At 68.4% G+C, this 24,177-nt stretch carries 26 protein-coding genes; 11 read left to right on the forward strand and 15 right to left on the reverse strand.

What is annotated here, in order from left to right:
* Positions 1-30: 30 nt before the first annotated feature.
* A complete protein-coding gene (gene fsa, locus GGR03_RS12640; RefSeq protein ID WP_183208547.1) occupies positions 31-684 on the reverse strand; it encodes a fructose-6-phosphate aldolase in 654 nt (217 codons plus the stop codon).
* 183 nt (positions 685-867) lie between these two features.
* Here fsa and GGR03_RS12645 point away from each other — a divergent pair, with 183 nt between their 5' ends.
* From GGR03_RS12645 to GGR03_RS12690, 10 genes are all read left to right on the forward strand, one after another.
* The gene (locus GGR03_RS12645; RefSeq protein WP_183208549.1) at positions 868-3,054 is read left to right on the forward strand and encodes a primosomal protein N'; all 2,187 of its coding nucleotides are present in this window, start codon (positions 868-870) and stop codon (positions 3,052-3,054) included.
* Between the two features lie 38 nt (positions 3,055-3,092).
* Positions 3,093-3,665 (forward strand): hypothetical protein, encoded by a 573-nt coding sequence (locus tag GGR03_RS12650; RefSeq protein WP_183208551.1) that lies wholly within the window; start codon positions 3,093-3,095, stop codon positions 3,663-3,665.
* Between the two features lie 147 nt (positions 3,666-3,812).
* A complete protein-coding gene (locus tag GGR03_RS12655) occupies positions 3,813-4,802 on the forward strand; it encodes a DUF808 domain-containing protein (RefSeq protein ID WP_183208553.1) in 990 nt (329 codons plus the stop codon).
* Positions 4,803-4,898: 96 nt separating this feature from the next.
* A complete protein-coding gene (locus tag GGR03_RS12660) occupies positions 4,899-5,294 on the forward strand; it encodes an AGROH133_08824 family phage infection protein (protein WP_183208555.1) in 396 nt (131 codons plus the stop codon).
* Positions 5,295-5,539: 245 nt separating this feature from the next.
* The gene (locus GGR03_RS12665) at positions 5,540-6,100 is read left to right on the forward strand and encodes a F0F1 ATP synthase subunit delta (protein ID WP_183209226.1); all 561 of its coding nucleotides are present in this window, start codon (positions 5,540-5,542) and stop codon (positions 6,098-6,100) included.
* Entirely contained in the window at positions 6,100-7,629 is a 1,530-nt protein-coding gene (gene atpA / locus GGR03_RS12670) for a F0F1 ATP synthase subunit alpha (RefSeq protein WP_183208558.1), read from the forward strand. Before GGR03_RS12665 ends, atpA begins: the two co-directional genes overlap by 1 nt.
* A 69-nt stretch (positions 7,630-7,698) precedes the next feature.
* The gene (locus GGR03_RS12675) at positions 7,699-8,574 is read left to right on the forward strand and encodes a F0F1 ATP synthase subunit gamma (RefSeq protein WP_183208560.1); all 876 of its coding nucleotides are present in this window, start codon (positions 7,699-7,701) and stop codon (positions 8,572-8,574) included.
* Positions 8,575-8,595: 21 nt separating this feature from the next.
* The gene (atpD, locus tag GGR03_RS12680; RefSeq protein WP_183208561.1) at positions 8,596-10,050 is read left to right on the forward strand and encodes a F0F1 ATP synthase subunit beta; all 1,455 of its coding nucleotides are present in this window, start codon (positions 8,596-8,598) and stop codon (positions 10,048-10,050) included.
* Positions 10,051-10,052: 2 nt separating this feature from the next.
* Positions 10,053-10,253 (forward strand): eL24 family ribosomal protein, encoded by a 201-nt coding sequence (locus GGR03_RS12685; protein WP_183208563.1) that lies wholly within the window; start codon positions 10,053-10,055, stop codon positions 10,251-10,253.
* Positions 10,246-10,650 carry a F0F1 ATP synthase subunit epsilon gene (locus GGR03_RS12690; protein WP_183208565.1) on the forward strand — a complete coding sequence of 135 codons (405 nt, stop codon included), beginning with the start codon at positions 10,246-10,248 and terminating at the stop codon, positions 10,648-10,650. Before GGR03_RS12685 ends, GGR03_RS12690 begins: the two co-directional genes overlap by 8 nt.
* 81 nt (positions 10,651-10,731) lie before the next feature.
* On the opposite strand, the gene GGR03_RS12695 is transcribed toward GGR03_RS12690, so the two are convergent.
* The 14 genes from GGR03_RS12695 to GGR03_RS12760 form a co-directional block, all read right to left on the reverse strand.
* Positions 10,732-11,244, reverse strand: a complete 513-nt coding sequence (locus tag GGR03_RS12695) for an RNA pyrophosphohydrolase (RefSeq protein WP_183208566.1) — start codon at positions 11,242-11,244, stop codon at positions 10,732-10,734.
* A 139-nt stretch (positions 11,245-11,383) separates the two neighbouring features.
* The gene (locus GGR03_RS12700) at positions 11,384-12,514 is read right to left on the reverse strand and encodes a divergent polysaccharide deacetylase family protein (RefSeq protein ID WP_183208568.1); all 1,131 of its coding nucleotides are present in this window, start codon (positions 12,512-12,514) and stop codon (positions 11,384-11,386) included.
* Positions 12,515-12,668: 154 nt separating this feature from the next.
* Positions 12,669-14,009, reverse strand: a complete 1,341-nt coding sequence (locus GGR03_RS12705) for a S41 family peptidase (protein ID WP_183208570.1) — start codon at positions 14,007-14,009, stop codon at positions 12,669-12,671.
* Entirely contained in the window at positions 13,999-15,780 is a 1,782-nt protein-coding gene (locus tag GGR03_RS12710; protein ID WP_183208572.1) for a murein hydrolase activator EnvC family protein, read from the reverse strand. The genes GGR03_RS12705 and GGR03_RS12710 overlap by 11 nt, the downstream gene beginning before the upstream one ends.
* A gap of 144 nt (positions 15,781-15,924) precedes the next feature.
* Positions 15,925-16,407: a 23S rRNA (pseudouridine(1915)-N(3))-methyltransferase RlmH gene (gene rlmH / locus GGR03_RS12715; protein ID WP_183208574.1), complete on the reverse strand. Its 483-nt coding sequence runs from the start codon at positions 16,405-16,407 to the stop codon at positions 15,925-15,927.
* 49 nt (positions 16,408-16,456) lie between these two features.
* Positions 16,457-16,891: a ribosome silencing factor gene (gene rsfS, locus GGR03_RS12720; protein WP_183208576.1), complete on the reverse strand. Its 435-nt coding sequence runs from the start codon at positions 16,889-16,891 to the stop codon at positions 16,457-16,459.
* Between the two features lie 63 nt (positions 16,892-16,954).
* Positions 16,955-17,578: a nicotinate-nucleotide adenylyltransferase gene (locus GGR03_RS12725; protein WP_343058752.1), complete on the reverse strand. Its 624-nt coding sequence runs from the start codon at positions 17,576-17,578 to the stop codon at positions 16,955-16,957.
* Positions 17,579-17,601: 23 nt separating this feature from the next.
* Positions 17,602-18,882 (reverse strand): glutamate-5-semialdehyde dehydrogenase, encoded by a 1,281-nt coding sequence (locus tag GGR03_RS12730; protein ID WP_183209231.1) that lies wholly within the window; start codon positions 18,880-18,882, stop codon positions 17,602-17,604.
* Positions 18,883-18,908: 26 nt separating this feature from the next.
* Positions 18,909-20,057, reverse strand: coding sequence for a glutamate 5-kinase (gene proB / locus GGR03_RS12735; protein ID WP_183208578.1), 1,149 nt, complete (start codon positions 20,055-20,057; stop codon positions 18,909-18,911).
* Positions 20,054-21,109: a GTPase ObgE gene (obgE, locus tag GGR03_RS12740; protein WP_183208579.1), complete on the reverse strand. Its 1,056-nt coding sequence runs from the start codon at positions 21,107-21,109 to the stop codon at positions 20,054-20,056. The genes proB and obgE overlap by 4 nt, the downstream gene beginning before the upstream one ends.
* Before the next feature lie 83 nt (positions 21,110-21,192).
* Positions 21,193-21,780 (reverse strand): DUF3833 family protein, encoded by a 588-nt coding sequence (locus tag GGR03_RS12745; RefSeq protein ID WP_183208581.1) that lies wholly within the window; start codon positions 21,778-21,780, stop codon positions 21,193-21,195.
* Complete coding sequence (locus GGR03_RS12750) at positions 21,777-22,352, reverse strand: GNAT family N-acetyltransferase (protein ID WP_183208583.1); 576 nt, start codon at positions 22,350-22,352, stop codon at positions 21,777-21,779. Before GGR03_RS12750 ends, GGR03_RS12745 begins: the two co-directional genes overlap by 4 nt.
* Positions 22,353-22,481: 129 nt before the next feature.
* Positions 22,482-22,751 carry a 50S ribosomal protein L27 gene (rpmA, locus tag GGR03_RS12755; protein ID WP_183208585.1) on the reverse strand — a complete coding sequence of 90 codons (270 nt, stop codon included), beginning with the start codon at positions 22,749-22,751 and terminating at the stop codon, positions 22,482-22,484.
* A 48-nt stretch (positions 22,752-22,799) separates the two neighbouring features.
* Positions 22,800-23,459: a 50S ribosomal protein L21 gene (locus GGR03_RS12760; protein WP_183208587.1), complete on the reverse strand. Its 660-nt coding sequence runs from the start codon at positions 23,457-23,459 to the stop codon at positions 22,800-22,802.
* A gap of 388 nt (positions 23,460-23,847) precedes the next feature.
* Here GGR03_RS12760 and GGR03_RS12765 point away from each other — a divergent pair, with 388 nt between their 5' ends.
* Complete coding sequence (locus GGR03_RS12765; protein ID WP_183208589.1) at positions 23,848-24,177, forward strand: hypothetical protein; 330 nt, start codon at positions 23,848-23,850, stop codon at positions 24,175-24,177.

Genomic DNA, 24,177 nt, shown 5'->3' on the forward strand with positions numbered 1-24,177 from the left:
TGGCCGCCTTTTCCTTGTCTGGTATTGGTCTCAGCCGATCGTCTGGCCGCTCTTCTTCCAGTCGGCGAGGAAGTTTTCCAGGCCCTTGTCGGTCAGCGGGTGCTTGACCAGCGCCTTGAGCGTCGCCGGCGGCACGGTCGCGACGTCGGCGCCGATCAGCGCAGCTTCGCGGACATGGTTGAGCGTCCGGATCGACGCGGCGAGAATCTCGGTGTCGAATTCGTAGTTGTCGTAGATGCGCCGGATGTCGGCGATTAGCGCCATGCCGTCGAGATTGATATCGTCCAGCCGCCCGATGAAGGGCGAGATGAAGGTGGCACCGGCCTTGGCGGCGAGCAGGGCTTGGACGGCCGAGAAGCAGAGCGTCACGTTGACCATGTGGCCTTCGCCGGAGAGTTCCTTGCAGGCCTTGAGGCCGGCCAGCGTCAGCGGCACCTTGATGCAGACATTGTCGGCGATCTCGGCCAGGATCCGGCCCTCGCGGATCATTTCGTCGGCCTCGAGGGCCGTAACCTCGGCGGAAACCGGCCCTTCTGTGACGTCGCAGATTTCGGCGACGATGTCCCGCATCGGGCGGCCTGCCTTGGTGATCAGCGACGGATTGGTGGTGACGCCGTCGATCAGGCCTGCGTCCTGCAGTTCACGGATCTCGGCGATGTCGGCGGTGTCGACGAAGAATTTCATGGCTTGCCTCACGGAGTTCGAATGCTGACGCGTCCTTACCAGTCTTTGGCAGTGCCGCGCCATACGCGAACAGGTCGACGCGCCGTCGATGTTTCCGAGACGGCTGCCGATCCCTACACTTAGGGGACAATCCGCTCGCACCGATTCGCCGCGTCCGTCCGGCACGCCAGCCCTGGGGCCGTCTTGCATCCTGTCGACCAGCTCTTTGCCATCCGGACCGTGCCGGTGCTCGTGCCGTTGCCGGCGGAGCGGCCCTATTCCTATGCCGTGCCCGACGGGATGGCGGTGGTGCCGGGGTCGATCGTGCAGGTGCCGCTCGGCCCGCGTCAGGTCGCCGGCGTGGTGTGGGACGGCGAGACCGACGCGGTCGATCCGAAGAAGCTGCGCTCGATCACCAAGGTCTTCGATTGCCCGCCGCTGGACAGCGCGATGCGCCGTTTCATCGACTGGGTCGCCGACTATACGCTCTCGCCGCCCGGCCTCGTGGCGCGAATGGCACTGCGGGCGCCCGCCGCCTTCGACCCCGAAGCGCTGATCGAGGGCATCGAGGCGACCGGCGTTGCCCCGGAGCGGCTGACCGACGCCCGCCGGCGGGTGATGGAGTCCGCCGCGGAGATACCGATCTGGACCCGGTCGGGCCTCGCGCATGCGGCCGGCGTGACGCCCTCGGTCGTCGACGGTTTGCTGAAGCAGGGCGTTTTCCAGAGCGTTCGTCTTGCGCCACCGCCAGCCGTCGCCCTGCCGGACACGACCTACGGGCGGGCGGCGCTGAGCCCCGACCAGGCGGCAGCGGCCACGGCGCTGGTCGCCCGGGGCGACGGCTTTTCCACCACGCTGCTCGAAGGCGTCACCGGCTCGGGCAAGACCGAGGTGTATTTCGAGGCCGTCGCCGCGGCGCTCGACAAGGGCAAGCAGGTGCTTATCCTGCTGCCGGAAATCGCCCTGACGCAGAGCTTCATCGACCGCTTCCACGCCCGCTTCGGCGCGCCGCCCGCCGAATGGCACTCCGATGTGCCGCCGCGCCGGCGCGAGCAGATCTGGCGCCAGCTGGCGGAAGGCCGGATCCGCGTCGTCGCCGGGGCGCGCTCGGCGCTGTTCCTGCCGTTCCAGGACCTTGGCCTCGTCGTCGTCGACGAAGAGCACGACCCTGCCTACAAGCAGGAGGACCGGATCTTCTACCATGCGCGCGACATGGCGGTGGTGCGCGGCGCGCTCGGCGGATTTCCGGTGATCCTCGCCTCGGCGACGCCCTCGGTCGAGAGCCGCGTCAACGCCGCCGACGGCCGCTACGGCCATGTCAGGCTTGCCGGGCGCTTTGCCGAAGCGGCATTGCCCGACCTGTCGCTGGTCGACATGCGGCTCGCGCCGCCGGCGCGCGGCCGCTTCGTCTCGCCGGTCCTGTTGACGGCGATCGGCGAGACCGTGGCGCGCGGCGAGCAGGCATTGCTGTTCCTCAACCGCCGCGGCTACGCGCCGCTGACACTGTGCCGGGTCTGCGGCCATCGTTTCCAGTGCCCCGACTGCTCGACCTGGCTGGTCGATCACCGGCTGCGCGGCCAGCTTCAGTGTCACCATTGCGGCTTTGCCGTGCCGCGTCCGGAAGCCTGCCCCGAATGCGGCACGCTCGATCATCTCGTCGCCTGCGGTCCCGGCGTCGAGCGGATTGCCGAGGAGATGCTGGCAACCTTCCCCGAAGCCAGGACGATCCTTTTGTCCTCCGACCTGCCCGGCGGGGCGCGGCGGCTGCGGCGGGAGCTCGACGCCATCGCCGAGGGCGAGGCCGATATCGTCATCGGCACCCAGCTGGTCGCCAAGGGGCATCATTTCCCGCTGATGACGCTGGTCGGCGCGGTCGACGCCGATCTCGGCCTTGCCAACGGCGACCCGCGTGCCGCCGAGCGCACGTTCCAGCTGCTGCATCAGGTGACCGGCAGGGCGGGACGCAGCGGCGGCCGCAAGAGCCGCGGCATGATCCAGACCTGGCAGCCGGAACACCCGGTCATGCGGGCGATCGCCTCGGGAGACGCGGCGCGCTTCTACGAGCGCGAGATCGCCGAACGGCAGCGTGCCGGCCTGCCGCCCTTCGGCCGCCTCGCCAGCGTCATCGTCTCCGCCAACACGCGCCGCGAGGCCGAGGAATACGCCCGGCTGCTGCGCCGCGCAGCGCCCGAGGACCCGGCGATCGAGGTGCTCGGCCCCGCCGAGGCGCCGCTCGCGGTGCTGCGCGGACGGCACCGCTTCCGGCTGCTGGTTCACTCGCCAAGCCGCGCGCCGGTGCAGGGATTCCTGCGTGCGACGCTCGCCGCGGCGCCGCGGCCGCGCGGATCGGTGCAGATGCAGATCGACGTGGACCCGCAGAGCTTTCTGTGACAAATCCGCGGGTCAGGAGACCGCTCGAGGAGACGGGAATGGCCAGGCTCGTGAGAGGTTTGCCGCTGATGCTGGCGACGGTGCTCGCTTTCGGCCTTTGGGCCGAGGCGGTGGCACAGCAGCCGAGCGCCAACATGCCGGTCGAGAACTCGCCCTTCATCCTGCCGCCACCCGGGCAGGACCAGGGCAATGTGGCACCGCAGACGCCCCGCGGCCTGAAACTCGGCCTGCTGCACTGGCACCCGATCGCCAGCCGCTGCAACTTCGTCGATTCCGGCGCCGACAAGGATACTAGCGGCGCCGACGACCCCTGGCCACTCGTCTTCGTGACCATGATGGAGACCGGCAGCACCGGCAATACCGGCCTCGAGCGCGGCTATGTCATGGCCAACGGCCTGATCCGCGAGCTGGAGAAGGGCAAGACGGCGGCGGACAGGGACGGCAGCGTCGTGACCGTGTGGCGCTCGGCGGGCGAGCCGCGCATCAACGTCAACGTCAATCTTCGCGAGGCCCGCGGCGTCGGCGACGATGCCCGCTATTTCGGGTCGATGACGGTATTCTGGGGCGACAAGCGGGAAACCGTCGCGATCGCCGGCGAGTGCCGGAACTAAAGCAAGCGATCCGCGCTTCTGGTCGGCTGCGCGCCCCTGTGCCCGCAGCCGAAGATCCGTCTGCTATTGTACGCTGCGAGCGTTTAGAGGTCGTACCACGATGAGCGAGTGCACTGCGCATGACTGCTGCGGGCGCGAGGCAGCGCGATGAGCGTCGGCCTTCTTGCCCTGCTCGACGATGTCGCGGCGCTCGCCCGCATGGCCGCCACGCAGCTGGACGACGTCGCCGCCCAGGCCACCAAGGCCGGGGCCAAGGCTGCTGGCGTCGTCATCGACGACGCGGCGGTGACACCCGGCTACGTCGTCGGTTTCGCCGCCTCGCGGGAAGTGCCCATCGTCGCCAAGATCGCCCTCGGCTCGCTGCGCAACAAGCTGATCTTCCTGCTGCCCGGCGCGCTCGTCCTCAGTTTCTTCGCCCCCTGGGCGATCACGCCGCTGCTGATGCTCGGCGGCTTTTACCTCGCCTACGAGGGGGCGGAGAAGGTCTACGAGAAGCTCTTCCCCCACAAGGCGCACGCCCACGAGGAGAAGGTCGATTCGGCGGCCGCCGTCAGCCTGACCGTCGCCGAGGATCGCCGGGTGGCGAGCGCCATCAAGACCGACTTCATCCTGTCCGCCGAGATCATGGCGATCACGCTGGCGGGCCTGCCGGAAGGCAGCAGCCTCTGGATGCAGGCGATCATCCTCGCCGTGGTCGGCATCGGCGTCACCGTCGTCGTCTACGGCGCCGTCGCGCTGATCGTGAAGGCCGACGATGCGGGCCTCGCCATGTCCAGGAACGGCACGACGAACGTCTTCGGCAGCCTGGTGCGCGGCGTCGGTCGCGGGCTCGTCGTCGGCATGCCGGTGTTTCTCAAGGTTCTGACCGTCGTCGGCACCGCCGCCATGGTCTGGGTCGGCGGCGGCATCCTCGTGCACGGGTTGGAGCATTACGGCATCGACTTCCTGGCGCACGGCATCGAGGTGGTCGCCGAGGCCGCGGCGCACGCCGTGCCGGCAGCTGCGGGCATCGTCCATTGGATCGTCACCGCTGCGGGATCGGGCGTCGTGGGGCTGATCGCCGGCGGGCTGCTGATCCCGATCGTCGGCGGAGTCCTCGCGCCCGCCTGGCTCTGGGTGAACGCGCAGCGCGCCTGAACGAACCGGGAAGGCGCGGCCTTGCCAGCTTCCGGCAGGGCGGCCATGCCTTTATAAGCGGCCCGCATCCCGCCCTGCCCTCCGATCGGTATATCGATGAACATCCCCCTGCCGCAGACCACTGCCGACATGCTGCCCTTCGTGGCGGCGCTGGTTACCATGCTGTTCGGACTGGTCGCGCTGTTCGCGCCGCGACTGACGCTGCGCGCGTTGCGCCTGACGACGGCGGACCGCCATCCCGAGGCGGTGGGCGAATCGCGCGCGACCATCGCCGGCTTCTGGCTCGGCGTCGGACTGGTCTCGGCGGCGTTCTACGACCAGCCCTTCGTCCAGATGGCGCTCGGCGCGGGCTGGCTGTTCACCGGTTTCGGCCGCCTCGTCTCGATCCTCTCCGACCGCGGCGCAACGGTCTACAACTGGCTGTTCCTGGCGCTGAATCTGTTGCTGGCGCTGATGTCGCTGGCGCCGGTCTTCGGGCTGGTCAGCAGCTGAAGGACGGCTGGCGGCGCAGCCAGGGGGCAATCCGGACAGAACGCCGCACATCTCCGGTCGCGGGCACGGCGAAGCGTGTTGTCGCCGGCAAACCCCTATGCTAGACGGTCCCTGTCTTCGGAAGGACCTTGGCGGCCCTGCTGCCCATCTTCCGGCATTCTTCAAACGGTTTCAAGGATTTGGGGCGGTCTCGCTTCGCAGGCCCTACGCAAGACTTGAACGAACGCGAAAAAGAACGGTCGTCCGTGGCACAATCATCCTCTCCCCTTTCGGGAGTCGCAGACCGCTACGCCCAGTCCCTCTTCGAGCTCGCCCGCGATGACGGCGCGATCGAGACCGTCGAATCCGAGCTTCTTGGCTTTCAGCGCCTGATCGACGAGAACGTCGATTTCCGGCGGCTGGTCGAGAGCCCGGCCTTTTCCTCGGACGAGCAGCTGCGCGCGATCGACGCCGTGGTGCGCGAGGTCGGGCCGAGCGTGCTGACGGGCAATTTCCTGCGCGTCATCGCCAACAACCGGCGCCTTTTCGTACTGCCCGGCATCGTCCGCGCCTTTGGCAAGATGGCCGCCGCGCACCGCGGCGAGATCGAGGCCGAGATCACCAGCGCGCATCCGCTCGACGAAGCGCAGCGCAAGGAGCTGGCCGAGGCCATCGGCTCCTACGCCGGCAAGACCGTTACCATGCGCGAAAGCGTCGATGCCTCGATCCTGGGCGGGCTGATCGTCAAGATCGGTTCCCGCCAGATCGACACCTCGCTTCGCACCAAACTCAATTCGCTTAAGCTTGCACTGAAAGAGGTCGGCTGATGGACATCCGCGCCGCGGAAATTTCCGCAATCCTCAAGAACCAGATCCAGAACTTCGGCTCGGAGGCAGAAGTCTCCGAGGTCGGGCAGGTTCTGTCGGTCGGTGACGGTATTGCGCGCGTCTACGGGCTCGACAACTGCCAGGCCGGCGAGATGGTCGAGTTCCCCGGCGGCGTCCAGGGCATGGCCCTGAACCTCGAGGCAGACAATGTCGGCGTCGTGATCTTCGGGTCCGACCAGGCGATCAAGGAAGGCGACACGGTCAAGCGGACCGGCGCCATCGTCGAGGTGCCGGTCGGCAAGGGCCTGCTCGGCCGCGTCGTCGACGGTCTCGGCAACCCGATCGACGGCAAGGGCCCGATCGTCTCGACCGAACGCCGCCGCGTCGACGTCAAGGCACCGGGCATCATCCCGCGCAAATCGGTGCACGAGCCGATGTCGACGGGCCTCAAGGCCATCGACGCGCTGATCCCGATCGGCCGCGGCCAGCGCGAGCTGGTCATCGGCGATCGCCAGACCGGCAAGACCGCCATCCTTCTGGACACGTTCCTCAACCAGAAGCCGGCGCACGACGAGAACCGCGAGAACGACAAGCTCTACTGCATCTACGTCGCGGTCGGGCAGAAGCGCTCCACCGTCGCGCAGTTCGTGCGCACCCTCGAGGAGCGCGGCGCGATGGAGTATTCCATCGTCGTCGCCGCCACCGCCTCGGACCCTGCGCCGATGCAGTACATCGCGCCCTTCACCGGCTGCGCGATGGGCGAATATTTCCGCGACAACGGCATGCATGCCGTGATCGCCTATGACGACCTGTCGAAGCAGGCCGTCTCCTACCGCCAGATGTCGCTGCTGCTGCGCCGCCCGCCCGGCCGCGAAGCCTATCCGGGCGACGTGTTCTACCTGCATTCGCGGCTGCTCGAGCGCGCCGCGAAGATGGGCGACGACCACGGTGCCGGCTCGCTGACCGCCCTGCCGGTCATCGAGACCCAGGCCGGCGACGTCTCGGCCTACATCCCGACCAACGTGATCTCGATCACCGACGGCCAGATCTTCCTCGAGACGACGCTGTTCTACCAGGGCATCCGCCCTGCCGTGAACGTCGGCCTCTCGGTCAGCCGCGTCGGATCGTCGGCCCAGACCAAGGCGATGAAGCAGGTTGCCGGCTCGATCAAGGGCGAGCTCGCGCAGTATCGCGAGATGGCCGCCTTCGCGCAGTTCGGTTCGGACCTCGACGCCGCCACGCAGCGCCTGCTCAACCGCGGCGCCCGGCTGACGGAGCTCCTGAAGCAGCCGCAGTTCTCGCCGCTGAAGACCGAGGAGCAGGTCGTCGTCATCTTCGCCGGCACCCAGGGCTACCTCGACAAGCTTCGCGTCGACCAGGTCGGCGATTTCGAGGAAGGCCTGCTCAACTCGATGCGCAGCGAGCACAAGGACGTGCTCGACACGATCGCGCGCGACAAGGCGCTCTCGGACGACACCCGCGAGAAGCTGCGCGCGGCGATCGATGCCTTCGCCAAGAACTTCGCCTGAGCCAACCGGAACGCGCGTGAGTCCTGCCCTTCGGGGCAGGACCGATAAAGCGGGAGACAGCGCCAAGCCATGGCATCACTGAAGGATCTGCGGAACCGCATCGCGTCGGTGAAATCCACGCAGAAGATCACCAAGGCCATGCAGATGGTCGCGGCGGCCAAGCTGCGCCGTGCGGAAGAGGCCGCGCAGGCAGCCCGTCCCTATGCGGAGCGGATGGCGGCGGTCCTGGCCAACATCTCCGGCGCCATGGAAGGCGACGGCCCGCAGCTGATGGTCGGCACCGGCAAGGACGACGTGCATCTGCTCGTCGTCTTCACGGCCGAGCGCGGTCTTGCAGGCGCTTTCAACGCCTCGATCGTCAAGCTTGCCCGTACCCACGGCCGCAAGCTGGAGTCCGAAGGCAAGACGGTCAAGTACATGATCGTCGGCAAGAAGGGCTGGGACATCATGCGCCGCGATTCGGCCAAGCAGGTCATCGAGCGAACCGACCTTCGCGAAGCCAAGCGTGTCGGCTTCGCCCATGCCGAGATGATCGGCCAGACGATCATGGACCTGTTCGACAAGGGCGAGTTCGACGTCTGCTCGATCTTCTATTCCGAGTTCCAGAACGTCGTGACCCAGATCCCGACGCGCCAGCAGATCATCCCGGCCGCGCTCGGCGATGGCGAGGCCGAGACGGCACAGGACGGGACGGTCTACGAATACGAGCCGGAGCCGGAGGCGATCCTCGAGGATCTGATCCCGCGCAATCTGAAGGTTCAGGTCCTGCACGCGCTCTTGGAAAACGCCGCGTCCGAGCAGGGCGCGCGGATGAGCGCGATGGACAACGCGACCCGCAATGCCGGCGACATGATCGAACGACTGTCGATCTCGTACAACCGCCAGCGGCAGGCGCAGATCACGACGGAACTGGTCGAAATCATTTCGGGCGCGGAAGCGCTCTAGAGCATCTGAGAGGAGGCCTTGATGGCTGACAACGAAAACACTGCCGGTGCGACCGGCCGCGTCGCTCAGGTCATCGGCGCCGTCGTCGACGTCCATTTCGACGGGCCGCTGCCGGCGATCCTGAACGCACTCGAGTGCGACAATAACGGCATGCGCCTGGTGCTCGAGGTTGCCCAGCACCTCGGCGAGAACACCGTCCGCACCATCGCCATGGATCTGACCGAAGGTCTGGTCCGCGGCCTGCCCGTCAAGGACACCGGCAGCCCGATCCAGGTGCCGGTCGGCGACGGTACGCTCGGCCGCATCATGAACGTCATCGGCGAGCCGATTGACGAGGTCGGGCCGATCCACTACGAGACCAAGCGCGGCATCCACCAGCCGGCACCCGCCTATATCGAGCAGTCGCCGGAGAGCCAGATCCTGGTCACCGGCATCAAGGTCATCGACCTCTTGGCTCCCTACGCCCGCGGCGGCAAGATCGGCCTGTTCGGCGGCGCCGGCGTCGGCAAGACCGTGCTGATCCAGGAACTGATCAACAACGTCGCTAAGGCGCACGGCGGCTACTCGGTGTTCGCCGGCGTCGGCGAGCGCACCCGCGAAGGCAACGATCTCTACCATGAGATGATCGAGTCCGGCGTGAACAAGGACCCGCACGAGAACAACGGCTCGGCCGAAGGCTCCAAGGCCGCGCTGGTCTACGGCCAGATGAACGAGCCCCCCGGCGCCCGCGCCCGCGTCGCGCTCACCGGCCTCACCATCGCCGAGCATTTCCGCGACCAGGGCCAGGACGTGCTGTTCTTCGTCGACAACATCTTCCGCTTCACCCAGGCGGGCTCGGAAGTGTCGGCACTGCTCGGCCGCATCCCCTCGGCGGTGGGCTACCAGCCGACGCTCGCCACCGACATGGGCCAGATGCAGGAGCGCATCACGACCACCCACAAGGGCTCGATCACCTCGGTGCAGGCCATCTACGTGCCTGCCGACGATCTGACCGACCCGGCGCCGGCGACCTCCTTCGCCCATCTGGACGCGACGACCGTGCTCAACCGCGCGATCTCGGAAAAGGGCATCTACCCGGCCGTCGACCCGCTCGACTCCACCTCGCGCATGCTGTCGCCGATGCTGATCGGCGAGGAGCACTACGAAGTGGCCCGCCAGGTCCAGGTCGTGCTGCAGAAGTACAAGTCGCTGCAGGACATCATCGCCATTCTCGGCATGGACGAGCTGTCGGAAGAGGACAAGCTCACCGTCGCCCGCGCGCGCAAGATCGAGCGCTTCCTGTCGCAGCCGTTCTTCGTCGCCGAGGTCTTCACCGGCGCGCCGGGGCAGCTCGTGCCGCTGGAAGACACGATCAAGTCCTTCAAGGGCCTGGTCAACGGCGAGTACGACCATCTGCCGGAAGCCGCCTTCTACATGGTCGGCTCCATCGAGATGGCCGTCGAGAAGGCCCAGCGCCTGGCCGCCGAAGCCGCATAAGCATGGCCGAAGAGCGCATCCTCCATCTGGCGGATGCGATCAACGAGACCTGTCCGTGGTCGGGAAAGCCGATCGCGGACGGATCCCTGACCCTCTACAAGGGCGCGGTGGTGGGGTTCTGCAATCCCGGCTGCCGCGACCAGTTCGAAAAGGCGATCCTCGACTTCGAGGCCGCCCTCAACAGGCAAGCGACCGATGGCTGACAGCTTCCAGTTCGACCTCGTCTCCCCCGAGCGCCTGCTGCTTTCCGAAGCGGTCACGGCGGTCAACGTGCCGGGTACCGAAGGCTATTTCACGGTCATGGCGAACCACGCGCCGTTCATGACGACGCTGAAGCCGGGCGTCGTCGTGGCGACGACGGATGCGGGAACCGAGACGAAGATCTTCGTCGTCGGCGGCTTTGCCGATGTCAGCCAGGGCGGCTTCACGCTGCTCGCCGAACGCGCGACGCTGGTGGAGGATCTCGATCCGGCCGCGCTCGACCAGCAGATCAAGGATGCCGAGGAAGACGTCGCCGATGCTTCGGACGACGTCGCCCGCTCGAAGGCGCAGCTGGCGCTCGCCCAGCTTCGCGAAGCGCGCGCCGCCGTCGGCGTCTGACCGGCGCTGTCATCGACTGACGAACGAGCCGGCCTTGCGCCGGCTTTTTCGTGTCGTGGAGCGGTTGCGCCGGCCCCGGCCCTACGCTGCCAGATGCCGGAACGTGGCGACCACCCGTTCATAGACCTGGCGCTTGAACGGCACGATCAGGTCGACCAGCTCGTCCATCGGCTTCCAGGCCCAGTCGTCGAATTCCGCGGCGTGGCCGTCCGGCGGCGGGGCGATGGCGATCTCGCTCTCGTCGCCCTCGAAGCGGAAGGCGAACCAGCGCTGCGTCTGGCCGCAATAGCGGCCCTTCAGCGCGATCCCGACCAGTTCCGGCGGCAGGTCGTAGTCGATCCAGTCCGGCGCCTCCTGGAGCAGGCTGACGGAGCGGATGCCGGTCTCCTCGTAGAGCTCCCGGCGGGCCGCCGCCAGCGGGTCCTCGTCCGCGTCGATCCCGCCCTGCGGCATCTGCCAGAGCTGCACCGCACCAGTCATCTCGCCCTGGTCCTCGATGGTGCGGCGGCCAACCCAGACCTCGCCCTGCCGGTTCAGCACCATGATGCCGACACAGCGGCGATAGGGCAGGTTCTCGTACTCGATCGGTTTCATGCTGGACCGTCCCGTTCGCCGCCTGGCGGCGGCGGCCTTGCAACAAGTATGGGTCCGCTCGTCTGGCAGGCGCCCTCGCCTGTTATCGGGCGGCGGCAAGCCGCGGCAAGGGCCATCCGGCAGAGCACACGATGGCGGGCTACCGACCCTCGGGGTCGTTGGCGAGGGCCGACACCGGCACGATCTCGATGCCGCGCGACTGCACTTCGCCGATCCATCCGGCAATCGTGTTGATCGAGACGTCGAAGGCCGAGGCGACGCCGACGGCGGAGCCTTGTGCGCGAGCGATCTGTTCCAGCGTGTCGAGCTGGCGGCGGATATCGGCGGCGTCCTGGGTCCGGTCGATGGTCAGGTCGGCAGCGGCGAACGGCACGCCCTGCAGCGCGGCCGTATCCTTTGCCAGCGAGCGCATCGACGAGGCGTCGTCGAGGAACATCAGACCGCGCCGTCCGAGTTCGGCGACCAGAGGTTCGATCGCCGTCGCGTCGCCGGTGAAGCGGCCGCCCATGTAGCTCATTACCCCGACATAGTTGGTCAGGGTCGCCAGCACCGCATGGAGCGCGCCGAAATCGTTCGCGGCCGCGTCGGCGACGGTCAGCGTGTTCGGACCGGGGTCGATTTCCGGATAGCCCACCGGCTCGAGCGGCACCTGCAGCACCAGCTCGTGGCCCGCCCGGCGGGACTCCTGCATCCAGCGGTCGAGGCTGTTGCCGGCAGGGGAGAAACCGAAGGTGACGGCGGCGGGCAAGGCGCGGATGGCGCTCATCGTGCCGGTCTGGCTGATGCCGAGGCCGCCGACGACGATGGCGATCCGCGTGCCGGGCACGCCGCGCGAGGCGCCGGCATAGACGTCGAAGGGGCGACGCCCGTCAGGGCCGCGTGTCGGCAGAGGGCCGAAATCGCTGTCTTCGACCAGCGCGGCATCGGGCAGATGCGCCGTCCCGGGCGGTTGCCGCAGGGCCACCGGTTCCTCGACGCGGAAGCCGACGCCCCCCACCGCAGGCTCGGCGGGAGGCCGGATGATCGTCGGTAGCTTCTGGGCCGTCACCGGCTGGGGCGCCGCGACGACGGCGACCGCCTGGGAAGCCGGTGGCTCGGCCAGCATGTCCACGACGCTCCGCTCCGGCTGGCCGAGAAATGCCGAGGCGAGCGAGCCGCCGATCAGCACGATTGCGACGGCGAGCCCCGCGAAAGCAGCAGCAGGCGGAGACCGCCGCCGCTTTTCCTTGCCGATGTCGAGGCCGAGCGGCCGGTGGAGTTCGCCACGCATGCCCCCGTCTAGCGTTTCAAGCTGGACCGGGGCTCGCGGGTATCAACGGGATGCGGAAGCTAGCCAACGCGCCGAGAGGCGGTCCGAACGCGAGAAGGCCCGGGCATCCTGCAATGCCCGGGCCTTCTGTTCATCGCGATAGTCGCCTTCGCCGTCAGTTGGCGGCGTTGGCTTCCTGCTTCGGCGGGAACATGGCGTTGGTCTTCACGCCGCGCAGCAGGTCGAGAGCGTACTGCAGCTGCAGATCGTCGGCAGTCTCCGGCGGCACGTAGTCGAGCGAGCCGGAGCCTTCCTCGGTCTCCAGATTGCCGGTGATGTGACCGCGCAGGGAAGACTCGCCGCGCGACAGCTCGTCCTCGGCTTCGAGGCCCATCTGCTCGCGGATCTCCTGCGGCAGCGGCTGGTCGACCGTGATGTCCGGATCGATGCCGCGGCCCTGGATGGAGCGGCCCGACGGCGTGTAGTAGAGCGCCGTGGTCAGGCGCAGCGCACCATTGGCGCCGAGCGGGATGATCGTCTGCACCGATCCCTTGCCGAAGGAGCGCGAGCCGACGACGGTCGCCCGGCGCTGGTCCTGCAGCGCGCCGGCGACGATCTCCGAGGCCGAGGCCGAACCGCCATTGACCAGGACGACGAGCGGCTTGCCGTTGATCTCGTCGCCGGAGCGCGCGTTGTAGCGCCGCGTCTCGTCCGAGTTGCGGCCGCGGGTCGAGACGATCTCGCCATTGTCGAGAAAGGCGTCAGAGACCGACACGGCCTCGTCGAGCAGGCCGCCCGGGTTGCGGCGCAGGTCGAGCACATAGCCCTTCAGCTTGTCCTCGCCGACCTGTTCCTCGATGTCGGCGATCGCCTCCTCGAGCCCGATCGTGGTCTGCTCGTTGAACTTCAGCAGCTTGATGTAGCCGACGTCGTTCTCGACCGTATGGCGGACCGACGGCACCTTGATCTCGTCGCGCGTCACCGTCAGCCGGACCGGCTTGGTGGCGCCTTCGCGGATGATCGTCAGCGACACGCTGGTGCCGATGTCGCCCTTCATCTTCTCGACCGCCTCGCCGAGCGTCAGGCCGCGCACCTGCTCGCCGTCGATCTCGGCGATCAGGTCGCCGGCGAGGACGCCGGCCTTGTCGGCCGGGGTGCCCTCGAAGGGCGAGACGACCTTGACCAGTTCCTCTTCCATCGTGACCTCGATGCCGAGGCCGCCGAACTGGCCCCGCGTCTCGGTACGCATGTCCGCCGCTTCCTTGGCGTTCATGTAGCTCGAATGCGGGTCGAGCGAGGTGAGCATGCCGTTGATGGCGGTCTCGACCAGCTTCTGGTCGTCCGGCTCCTCGACATACTGGGCGCGAACGCGCTCGAAGACGTCGCCGAAGATCGCAAGCTGGCGGTAGGTGTCAGACCCCGCGGCATTGGCCACGCCAGCGTTCTGGCTGACCACGGTCATCGCCGTCGCCCCCATCAACGCGCCGGCGAAGAGTATCGAAAGCTTACGAATCATTCTTCGTCCTTCCAGAGGGTTCGTCCATCCACCATGGCGACGGATCGACCGGTTTCCCGTCTTTGCGAAACTCGACATAGAGTGCGGGCTCGCTTGCACCGAACTCTGCTACCGCCACACTGGCGAGACGCTTGGCACCCATCGAAGCGACCGGCTCTCCCGCCGACACGAACTGACCGCTCTCGACGTCGATGCGCTCCATGCCGGCAAGCACCACATGATAGCCGTCGCCGGCGTCGAGGATCAAGAGTTGTCCATAGGAACGGAAGGGTCCCGAGTAGAGTACGCTCGCATCGGTGGGTGACGTGACCACGTCGCCCGGGCGGGCCCCGAACGAAGCGCCGGTTGTCTCCCGGCCGATATCATCGCGATCACCGAATCCAATCAGCAGCTTGCCTGCCACGGGCAACGACAATCGGCCTTTCATTGTCGAAAATGCGGCGGCGGGTTCAAGCCGTGCAAGGTCACGGCGAAGTGACGCGATGTCGTAGCCCGGCGTGACGCCTGCGGAGGGCGCGCCGCGCGGCTCGAGTGCGGCGACTTCGACCTCTTCGGCGGCCTCGGGCTCGGATGGCTCCGGCGCTTCGGCCATAGCGGCCGGCGCTTCGGCGGGCGGCAGTGCCGGCTCCGGAGCGGCGGTCTCGGCCACCAGCGAGTCGGCAACGATCGTCTCCCCGGCCCCCTCGGCTTCCGCTGCGGCGCGCTGCTGCGCCGCATCCTGCATCGCGGCGAGGCGGGTTGCTTCGGCCTCTGCAGCCCGACGTTCGGCTTCGATCGCCGCAAGGCGCGTCGCTTCCGCCTCGGCGGCGAGGCGCTCGGCTTCGAGGCGCTCGGCTTCCTGCCGGCGCAGTTCGGCCTGTCGCTCGGCCTCGCGGCGTTCGAGCTCGGCCACCCGGGCCGCTTCCTCTGCGGCGCGCACCCGTTCGAGATCGGATTCCAGCGACGAGATCAGGCCCTCGAGGTCGGTGGCCTTGGAGGCGAGTTCGGCGACGCGCGAGGCTTCCGCCGCGCGGCGATCGCGACTCTGCGCTTCCAGCCGCTGCTTTTCCGCCGACAGCTTGGCGAGACGTGTCTCCTCTTCGCGGTAGCGGGTGAGTTCGCCGGCGAAACGCGTCGTCTCCGCCGCGATCGACGTCCGCACCTCGGCGAGGCGGGCGAGATCGGCGAGCAGGATCTCGGTCTCGCTGCGGATGGCGGGGACGACCGCGCCGAGAAGGATGGCGCTGCGCACCGAGCCGAGCGCGTCCTGCGGCTTCACCAGCAGCGCCGGCGGCGGCTTGCGGCCCATGCGCTCCAATGCACCCAGCACCTCGGCGAGGACCCCCCTGCGCTCGCGCAGCGACGCCTTGATCGTCACTTCCTGCACCGCCAGGGCGTCGATCCGGCTTTCGGTCGCGTCGAGCTGCCGGCTTGCCCGTTTCTGGGCTTCCGCCGCCTCGATCATCGCGGTCCGGATCTTTTCGCGATCCTCGGAGAGGGCGGCGATCTCGGAGTCGAGCGAGCGGATGGTCTCTTCCGACAGCGCAATGCGGCGCGATACGGCGGCGAGATCAGCGGCGGTCTTGCGCCGCTCCTGTGCCAGCGTGTCGGAGTGTGAGCGCTCGACGGCGCCGACGCGCATCGGGTCGACGGCTGCCGCCTCGCGGCGCTCATCGATTTCCGGCAGTGCCTGGCCGGGCAGCGGCGCCAGCAGCGCACCCGCAAGCGTGAGAGCAGCGAGGCTGTGGCGCCTCCACCCCTTCCGCCTGCCTGCCGCAAACTGCCGTACCATCAAGGCCAATCCAATTCCCAAGCGCATCGGACGCGAACGGCGACCATAGAATCAGGCCGTTAACATCCGATCAACCAACTCACACCCGAATTGCGGGGGTACGCCGGTCGCGAGCCTGCATGAGACGCCGTGGATCGGGCGCTATCAAGACCGGTGATAGGGGTGACCGGCGAGAATGGTCACCGCGCGGTATAATTGCTCGGCGAGAAGAATGCGGGCGATCTGATGCGGAAATGTCATGCGCCCGAGCGACAGGACCAGAGAAGCGCTGCCTCGCAGCGATTCGTCGTGTCCGTCAGGGCCCCCGATCAGAAGCCCAAGGTCACGCTGGCCGCCGTCCCGAAAGCCGGCGATGGCATCGGCAAAATCCTGCGAGCTCATCAGCCGGCCGGTTTCGTCGAGAACGATCCGTGCGGCGCCTTCCGGCAGGGAGGCGGCGAGGCGCTGGGCCTCGTCACGCTTGCGCTCGGGCGTGGTGGCGAGCCGCGACTCGGGATGTTCGAAAAGGCCCTGATAGTCGAGACCGAGCGGCGGCCCCGCCTTCTTCAGCCGGTCGAAATACCGGTCCGCAAGCTCACGCTCCGGGCCGGCCTTCATCCGGCCGACGGCGGCAATCGTCAACCGCATCGGCCGCACCTTTCCGGCCGAAGCCCTGACACAGGCAATGAGGCGACGGTCAGTGGACCGTCGCGTCTCCGCTGTCGCCGACGGACCACATCTTCTCGATATTGTAGAAGCTGCGGACTTCGGGGCGGAAGACATGGACGATGATGTCGCCCGTATCGATCAGCACCCAGTCACCGTTCGCAAGGCCTTCCACCTTCGCCATCCCGAAGCCGTGTTCCTTCAGGTCGCGCAGAAGATGATCGGCCACGGCGGTCACATGGCGGTGCGATCGTCCGGAGACGATGACCATGTGGTCGGCAAGGGCCGATTTGCCCCGCATGTCGATGGAGACGATTTGCTCGCCTTTCGAGTCTTCAAGGCTCGTCATGACGAGGTCGAGAGCGTTCCGACCGACCGAGATGTCGGTGGCGGGCGCATCGGAAGGAGTGGTCGTGAAGACGTCCTTCGCTTCAGCCGCAGGTCGCAGTGTCGTTGTCCCTTTCATCGGACGGGTGGTACGGCAGGGGCCGTACAACAACCTCAATGTAGGCAGTGTTCCGTGTCTGTTTCAAGACGCGTTGCCGTAAGCCTTGCGGATCAGTGTCGAGGAGACCGGCGAACGGGGGCCGTGCAGGAACACCCAGGCCGGCGGATCGCGGAACGGCAGCGCCGCGGCGTCGCGCTCGGCCAGGCGGCAGCCTTCCAGGTAGCGGGCCATCGGCGCCGACAGGGTCGCAAGGCTCGCCCCCGGCCGGTCGACGACGGCGATCGGCAGCATCGCGGCGATCCGCCGCCACGCCTGCCAGCGATGAAACGAGGCGAGACTGTCGGCCCCCATGATCCAGACGAAACGGATGCCGGGCCGCCGCAGCCGCAGCAGGGCCACCGTGTCGGCGCTGTAGCGGATGCGGTGCGCCGCCTCGAAGGCGGTCACCGCCGCGTGCGGGCCGTCGGCGAGACGGCGCACCGCCGCCAGCCGCTCGCCCAGCGGGCGCAGCTGGCCATGGTCCTTCAGCGGGTTGCCGGGCGTGACGATCCACCAGACGCGGTCGAGGCCGAGCCGGCGGCGGGCGGTCTCCGCCACCAGGACGTGGCCGGCATGCGGCGGATTGAACGAGCCGCCGAACAGGCCGATGCGCATGCCCTTCTCGGCATGCGGGATGGCCAGCGCGGCGGGGTCGACGGCGTGCACCCGTGCATCCGCCAAGCGATGCTTCACGGCCGGGTCTGGCCGGATCCGCGGACGCGGTAGTTGAAGCTGGTCAGCTGCTCGACGCCCACCGGGCCGCGCGCATGCATCTTGCCGGTGGCGATGCCGATCTCGGCGCCCATGCCGAATTCGCCGCCGTCGGCGAACTGGGTCGAGGCGTTGTGCAGCAGGATGGCCGAATCGATGCCGACGAAGAACGCGTCGGCGGCCCGGATGTCGTCGGTGACGATCGCCTCGGTATGATGCGAGGAATGCGCCTCGACATGGGCGATGGCGCCCTCCACCCCGTCGACCAGCGCCACCGAGATGATCGCGTCGAGATACTCGGTGTCGAAATCGGCGTCGCTGGCGGGCTCGGCGGTGGGATAGCGCTCGCGCACCTCCTCGGTGGCGCGGATCTCGCAGCCCGCGACCCGCAGCGCCTCGAGGATCGGCAGGAGATGCGTGTTCGCCGCCCGGCGGTCGACCAGCAGCGTTTCGGCCGCCCCGCAGATGCCGGTCCGGCGCATCTTCGAGTTGACGACGATGTCGACCGCCATGCCGAGATCAGCGGCGCGGTCGACATAGACGTGGCAGAGGCCTTCCAGATGCGCGAAGACCGGCACCCGCGCCTCGTCCTGGACGCGCGCCACCAGCGAGCGCCCGCCGCGCGGCACGATGACGTCGAGATTGCCGCCAAGGCCCTTCAGCATCTCGCCGACCGCCGCCCGGTCCGTCGAGGGCACGATCTGGATCGCATGCTCGGGCAGGCCCGCCGCGGCGAGCCCCGCCACGAGGGCCGCATGGATCGCCGCCGAGGAGCGCGCCGAGTCCGAACCGCCGCGCAGGATCACCGCGTTGCCGGATTTCAGGCACAGCGCCCCGGCGTCGGCGGTGACGTTGGGCCGGCTCTCGTAGATGACACCGACGACGCCGAGCGGCGTGCGGACGCGCTCGATCTCGATGCCGTTCGGCCGCGTCCAGGCGTCGATGCGGGCGCCGACCGGATCGGGCAGCGACGCGACGACGCGCAGCCCCTCGGCCATCGCCGCGATGCGCCCGGCATCGAGGGTCAGCCGGTCGATCAGGGCGGGGGCCATGCCGGCGGCGTTCGCCCTGTCGAGATCGGCGGCGTTGGCCGCCAGGATCGCCGGCTGTGCGTCGAGGATGGCGGCGGCCATCGCCGCGAGCGCGCCATCCTTGGCGCCGGTCGGCGCCAACGCCAGCTGCCGCGCGGCGGCCCGCGCCCGCACGCCGATGTCCCGCATCAGCGCGGCGACGTCCGTGGTTTCGCCCTGGTCGAGCATGGTCATCTCTCCTGCCTGCTGCGCGCTCATGGCGTGGTAAGCACCGCCGGCTGTTCGGCCGACGGCTCCATCACCAGATCGTCGCGATGGATCATCGCGCTGCGGCCCTCATAGCCAAGGACCGTGGCGACCTCGGCCGAACGAAGCCCGGCGATCCGCCTTGCGTCCTCGGCGTCGTATGCGACCAGCCCGCGGGCCACCTCGTGGCCACCGACATCGAAGACGGTGATCGTGTCGCCGCGCCGGAACGCGCCCTCGACCGCCGTGACGCCGGCGGGCAGCAGGCTCTTGCCGGACCGCAGCGCGCGGACGGCACCTTCGTCCACGACGAGACGTCCGGTTGCGTTCAGGTGCCCGGCGATCCAGCGCTTGCGCGCGGTGACGGGGTTGATCAGCGGCCGGAACAGCGTCGCCCGTTCGCCGCGTTCGATGGCGCCCAGCGGATAGAGCCGGTTGCCCGCGGTGATGATCATCGCCGCGCCGGCGCCGGTGGCGATGCGCGCCGCGTCGATCTTGGTCTTCATCCCGCCGCGCGACAGTTCCGAGCCGGCGGAGCCGGCCATCGCCTCGATCTCCGGCGTGATCGCCTCGACCAGCGGGATGTGCACCGCGTCCGGGTTCTGCAGAGGCGGCGCGGTATAGAGCCCGTCGACATCCGACAGGAGCACCAGCAGGTCGGCGTCGATCATCGCCGCGACGCGCGCCGCCAGCCGGTCGTTGTCGCCGTAGCGGATCTCGGAGGTGGCGACGGTGTCGTTCTCGTTGATCACCGGCACGGCGCCGAAGCCGACCAGCGTGTTGATCGTCTCGCGGGCGTTGAGATAGCGGCGGCGCTGCTCGGTGTCGCCGAGCGTCAGCAGGATCTGGCCGGTCTCGATGCCGTGCCGTCCGAGGATCTCCGAATAGGTGCGCGACAGCGCGATCTGGCCGACCGCCGCCGCGGCCTGGCTCTCCTCGAGCTTCAGCGGCCCCCGCGGCATCGCCAGGATCTGGCGCCCGAGCGCGATGGCGCCGGAGGAGACTACGAGGATCTGCCGCCCGTCCGCGGCGAGGCGCGCGATGTCCTCACCCAGCGATTCCAGCCAGGTGCGCTTCAGGCCCCGGACCGGATCGACGAGCAGCGAGGAGCCGATCTTGACGACGACCCGGCGATACCCGGCGAGCAGATCGCTCATTCCTCCGCGCTCCCCTCGTGGCCGACGGCGAAACGGTCGGGCTCGGGCAGCGAGCCGTCCGAGGTAAGGCCGGAAATCTCGCGGCGCAGCGACCGGAGCGCCTCGGTCATGCCCTCGCGGGTCACCGCCGAGAGCGCCAGCACCGGCCCCTCGGCGACCGCCTGCAGCGCCGCCATCTTCTCCTCGCGTTCCTCGTCGGTCAGCGTGTCGACCTTCGACAAAGCGACGATCTCCGGCTTCTCGGCGAGGCCGTGATCGTAGGCCGCGAGTTCCCGCCGTACCGTGACGTAGGACCCGGCGACGTCCTCTTCCGTCGCCGAGACGAGGTGCAGCAGCACGCTGGTGCGCTCGACATGGCCGAGGAACCGGTCGCCGATCCCGACGCCCTCATGCGCACCCTCGATCAGGCCGGGAATGTCGGCGATGACGAACTCGGTGTCGTCGATCTTGGCGACGCCGAGGCCGGGATGCAGGGTGGTGAACGGATAGTCGGCGATCTTCGGCCGGGCCCGCGTGACGGTGGCGAGGAAGGTCGACTTGCCGGCATTCGGCAGGCCGACGAGGCCGGCATCGGCGATCAACTTCAGTCGCAGCCAGATCGTCAGCTCCTCGCCCTCCAGCCCCGGATTGGCGCGGCGCGGCGCCTGGTTCACCGAGGTCTTGAAGTAGGCGTTGCCGAAGCCGCCATTGCCGCCGGCGGCGAGGCGATGGCGCTCGCCGACCGTCGACAGGTCGCAGATCAGCGTCTCGTTGTCGTCGGCGAAGACCTGGGTGCCGGCCGGCACCTTCAGCGTCACGTCGCTGCCCTTGGCGCCGTGGCGGTTGCGGCCCATGCCGTGGCCGCCGGTCTTGGCCTTGAAATGCTGCTGGTAGCGATAGTCGATCAGGGTGTTCAGCCCGGCGACCGCCTCGATGTAGATGTCGCCGCCGCGCCCGCCGTCGCCGCCGTCCGGGCCGCCGAACTCGATGAACTTCTCGCGCCGGAACGAGACCGAGCCGGCACCGCCGTCGCCGGAGCGGATGTAGACCTTGGCCTGGTCGAGGAACTTCATCGGGTGGCTCTTTCGCTGCGCGGCGGTCGTGAGCGGCGTGCCGCCTTCATAACCGCAAGGGGGTCGATTGAAAACGCCGGAGGTCAGCCCGGCGCGAGGGCTGCCTCGCTCCTGGCGAAGGTCACCTTCGAGGTGGCGATCGAGATCCCGAACTTCGAGATCGTGACGCGGTTGGCGAGTGTGCCGTCGCCGTTGCGGCTCATCACGTGCCGGAAATGCAGCAGCGTGTCCGCGCCGCCGGGGGCATATCCGTCATAGGCGAGAACGGCGCCGTCCACGGTTGCCCAGCCGGCCACCGGGACGGGCGCTGACAGCGTGCCGTCTCCGTCCTCGGTCGCGACCGTGCCGGTATAGACGCCGGCCCGGCTGCGCGACAGGTCCCAGCGCTGCAGCCGCGCGCCGTCCTCGAAGACGAATCGCTCGTCGAGCCGGAGCCGGTCCGCTGCGCGCCGGCCTTCGAAGCTGGCGGTGAACGGCTCATCGAGCAGCAAGGCCGTCCGGACCGTGCCTTCCGAGACTGACCGGCCATCGAAGAAGTCGGCCAGCGAAAACCCGTCGGCGACAGGGGCCGGCGCCTGGCCACAGCCGGCGAGCGGCCATGCCAGCACCAGCGCCGCGGCGAGACGTCCGCGCCGCGGCGACGTGAAGCGACGAGACAGCCGTCCGGTCACTTTCCCCAGGCCTTCAGCGCTGTCCAGGTGCCGCGGTCGAGATGATATTCCTCGACCGAGACGCGGCCCGCCGACACCGTGTCGAGAATGCCGGTCCGGCGCAGCTGGAAGCCGCACTTCTCCAGCACCCGCCTGGAGGCGGCATTGATCACCCGGCAGCTGGCGCAGACGCAGTCGATGTCGGAGGCGACGAAGGCGAAGTCGACCAGCGCCTGGGCGGCTTCGGTGGCGTAGCCCTTGCCCCAGTGCTCGCGGCCGAACCAGTAGCCGAGCACCACCGCCGTCCCGTCGTTGCGCGGCCGGAGGCCGGCGACGCCGACCAGCCGGTCGTCGGCTGCCAGGCCGATCGCCCGGATGAATTCGTCGCCCGGATCGGCGACGAAGGCGCGGGCATCGGCCAGACGATAGGGGTGCGGAATGCGCGCGGTCATCTGCGCGACGCCCGGGTCGTTCGCCTGGCGGGCGATCGGCTCGGCATCGTCCGGGCGCAGCCGGCGCATCGACAGGCGCGTCGTGCGCAACCGCCTGTCATCGTTGACGAAGGCGCTGGGCGCCAATTCTTCGGACGTCATCGCATCGGCCCTCCGGCATGCGAAAAGGGGAGATGGCGATCCATCTCCCCTTTTCCAGCCCTGAGATCCGATCGGTTCGGAGGCTTCAGAGCGCCGGGTCGGTGGAACGCCGGCGCTGGTAAGCTCCGGTCACTCGGCTGCTTCGGCTTTCGGCAGGACGGCCACGAAGGTTCGGCCATTCGCCTTGTGCTGGAACGCGACGTTACCCTCGGCCTTGGCGAAGAGGGTGTGATCGCGGCCAATGCCGACATTGGCGCCCGGGTGCCAGCGCGTGCCGCGCTGACGAATCAGGATGTTGCCCGGAATCACGGCTTCGCCGCCGAACTTCTTCACGCCGAGGCGCTTCGACTCAGAATCGCGACCGTTGCGCGACGAGCCGCCTGCTTTCTTATGTGCCATCGTTGTTCTCCTTGCCTGTCACGGCTCGCGGGGGAATGGGCCCCGGGCTTAGTTCTTCGCCAGTTCCTGGGCCTGGCCGCGCCAGTCTTCGATCTGCGCAGTGCTGAACGGCATGTTCGCGTCGATGCGGGCGACGTCTTCGTCGGTCAGCGCCGCGATCTGGGCATAGGTGGTGATGCCCTGCTCGTTGAGCTGCTTCTCGGCCACCGGGCCGATGCCCTTGATCTTCGTCAGCTTGTCGTTGTCGCCGCCGGGTGCGGTGAACAGCGGGGCAGCCGAGGCCGTCGCGTCGGCGGCGGGCGCCTTGGCCTTCGCAGCCGGCTTGGCGGACGTCTCGTCGGCGGCAGCAGCAGCCGGCTTGGCAGCGCGGGTCGGCCGGTCGGCCTTGGTCTTGGTCGGCGCCGCGCCGTCGGTCAGGATCTCGGCGACGCGGATCATCGTCAGGTCCTGGCGATGGCCGCGGGTACGCTTGGAGTTCTGGCGACGACGCTTCTTGAAGGAGATGACCTTCTTGCCGCGGGTCTGCTCGACGATCTCGGCGGTCACGGAAGCGCCTTCGATGAAGGGCGCGCCGATGGTCGAGCCGACCATCAGGACTTCCTTGAACGTCACGAGGTCACCGGCCTCGCCGGGCAGGCGCTCGATGGTGAACTGGTCGTTGGCAGCAACGCGATATTGCTTGCCGCCGGTTTTGATGACTGCGAACATTTTATCTCCGTTCGTTAGATCGGCTCTCGGACGCTTGTCCGGACCGTCTTCTTGTCAGTCGTTGCGGATAGGGCGAACACAAACGGGCGCAGTCGAACCACGCCCAATCTTCGCGCGTCTATAGCGACGGGGCTCGCCAAGGTCAAGTTTGGAAGGGTGTCCCGATGCCACCGCCAGTCCGCCGGAGCGGCGGCCGACGGGCGCCTCGGCGACAGAGCGCGGCTCCGGGCTCAACAGCAATCAGCGGCAATAGGCGAACAGGACGGCGCCGAGGGAACTTCGCCCTCCGCAGGCGGTTGGCTCCGAGACCGTTCCTAGCGCATCCGCGAGGCCTTTGCAGCCGGATCGTGACGGAACATCCGAAACAACGACATTTCCGGAGACTCTTATGGTTCGCTTCGCCGCCCTCGCCCTTGCTTCCGCCTCGCTAGCAGCAGCCGCCTCGGCGCCCGCCATGGCCCAGGATGCGCCGGCCCGCCAGAGCTTCGCGGCCTGCACGACCCAGCAGGATCTCGAGCAGATCCTTAACAGCGACGGCCAGCTGATGCCGGACGGCTGCCGCAGCCTGTCGATCACGCCGGTGCGCAGCGAGAACGGCACGCTGTGCGTCATCGACTTCTCCGGCGAGAGCCAGGGCGTATTGCAGAACCTGCGCGATGCGGCGTCGCCGGACCAGTGGTGGGTCCAGTGCGACAGCCTCACCGAAAACGCCGGCTGA

It is taken from the genome of Aurantimonas endophytica, assembly GCF_014196845.1.
Taxonomy (GTDB): domain Bacteria; phylum Pseudomonadota; class Alphaproteobacteria; order Rhizobiales; family Rhizobiaceae; genus Aurantimonas; species Aurantimonas endophytica.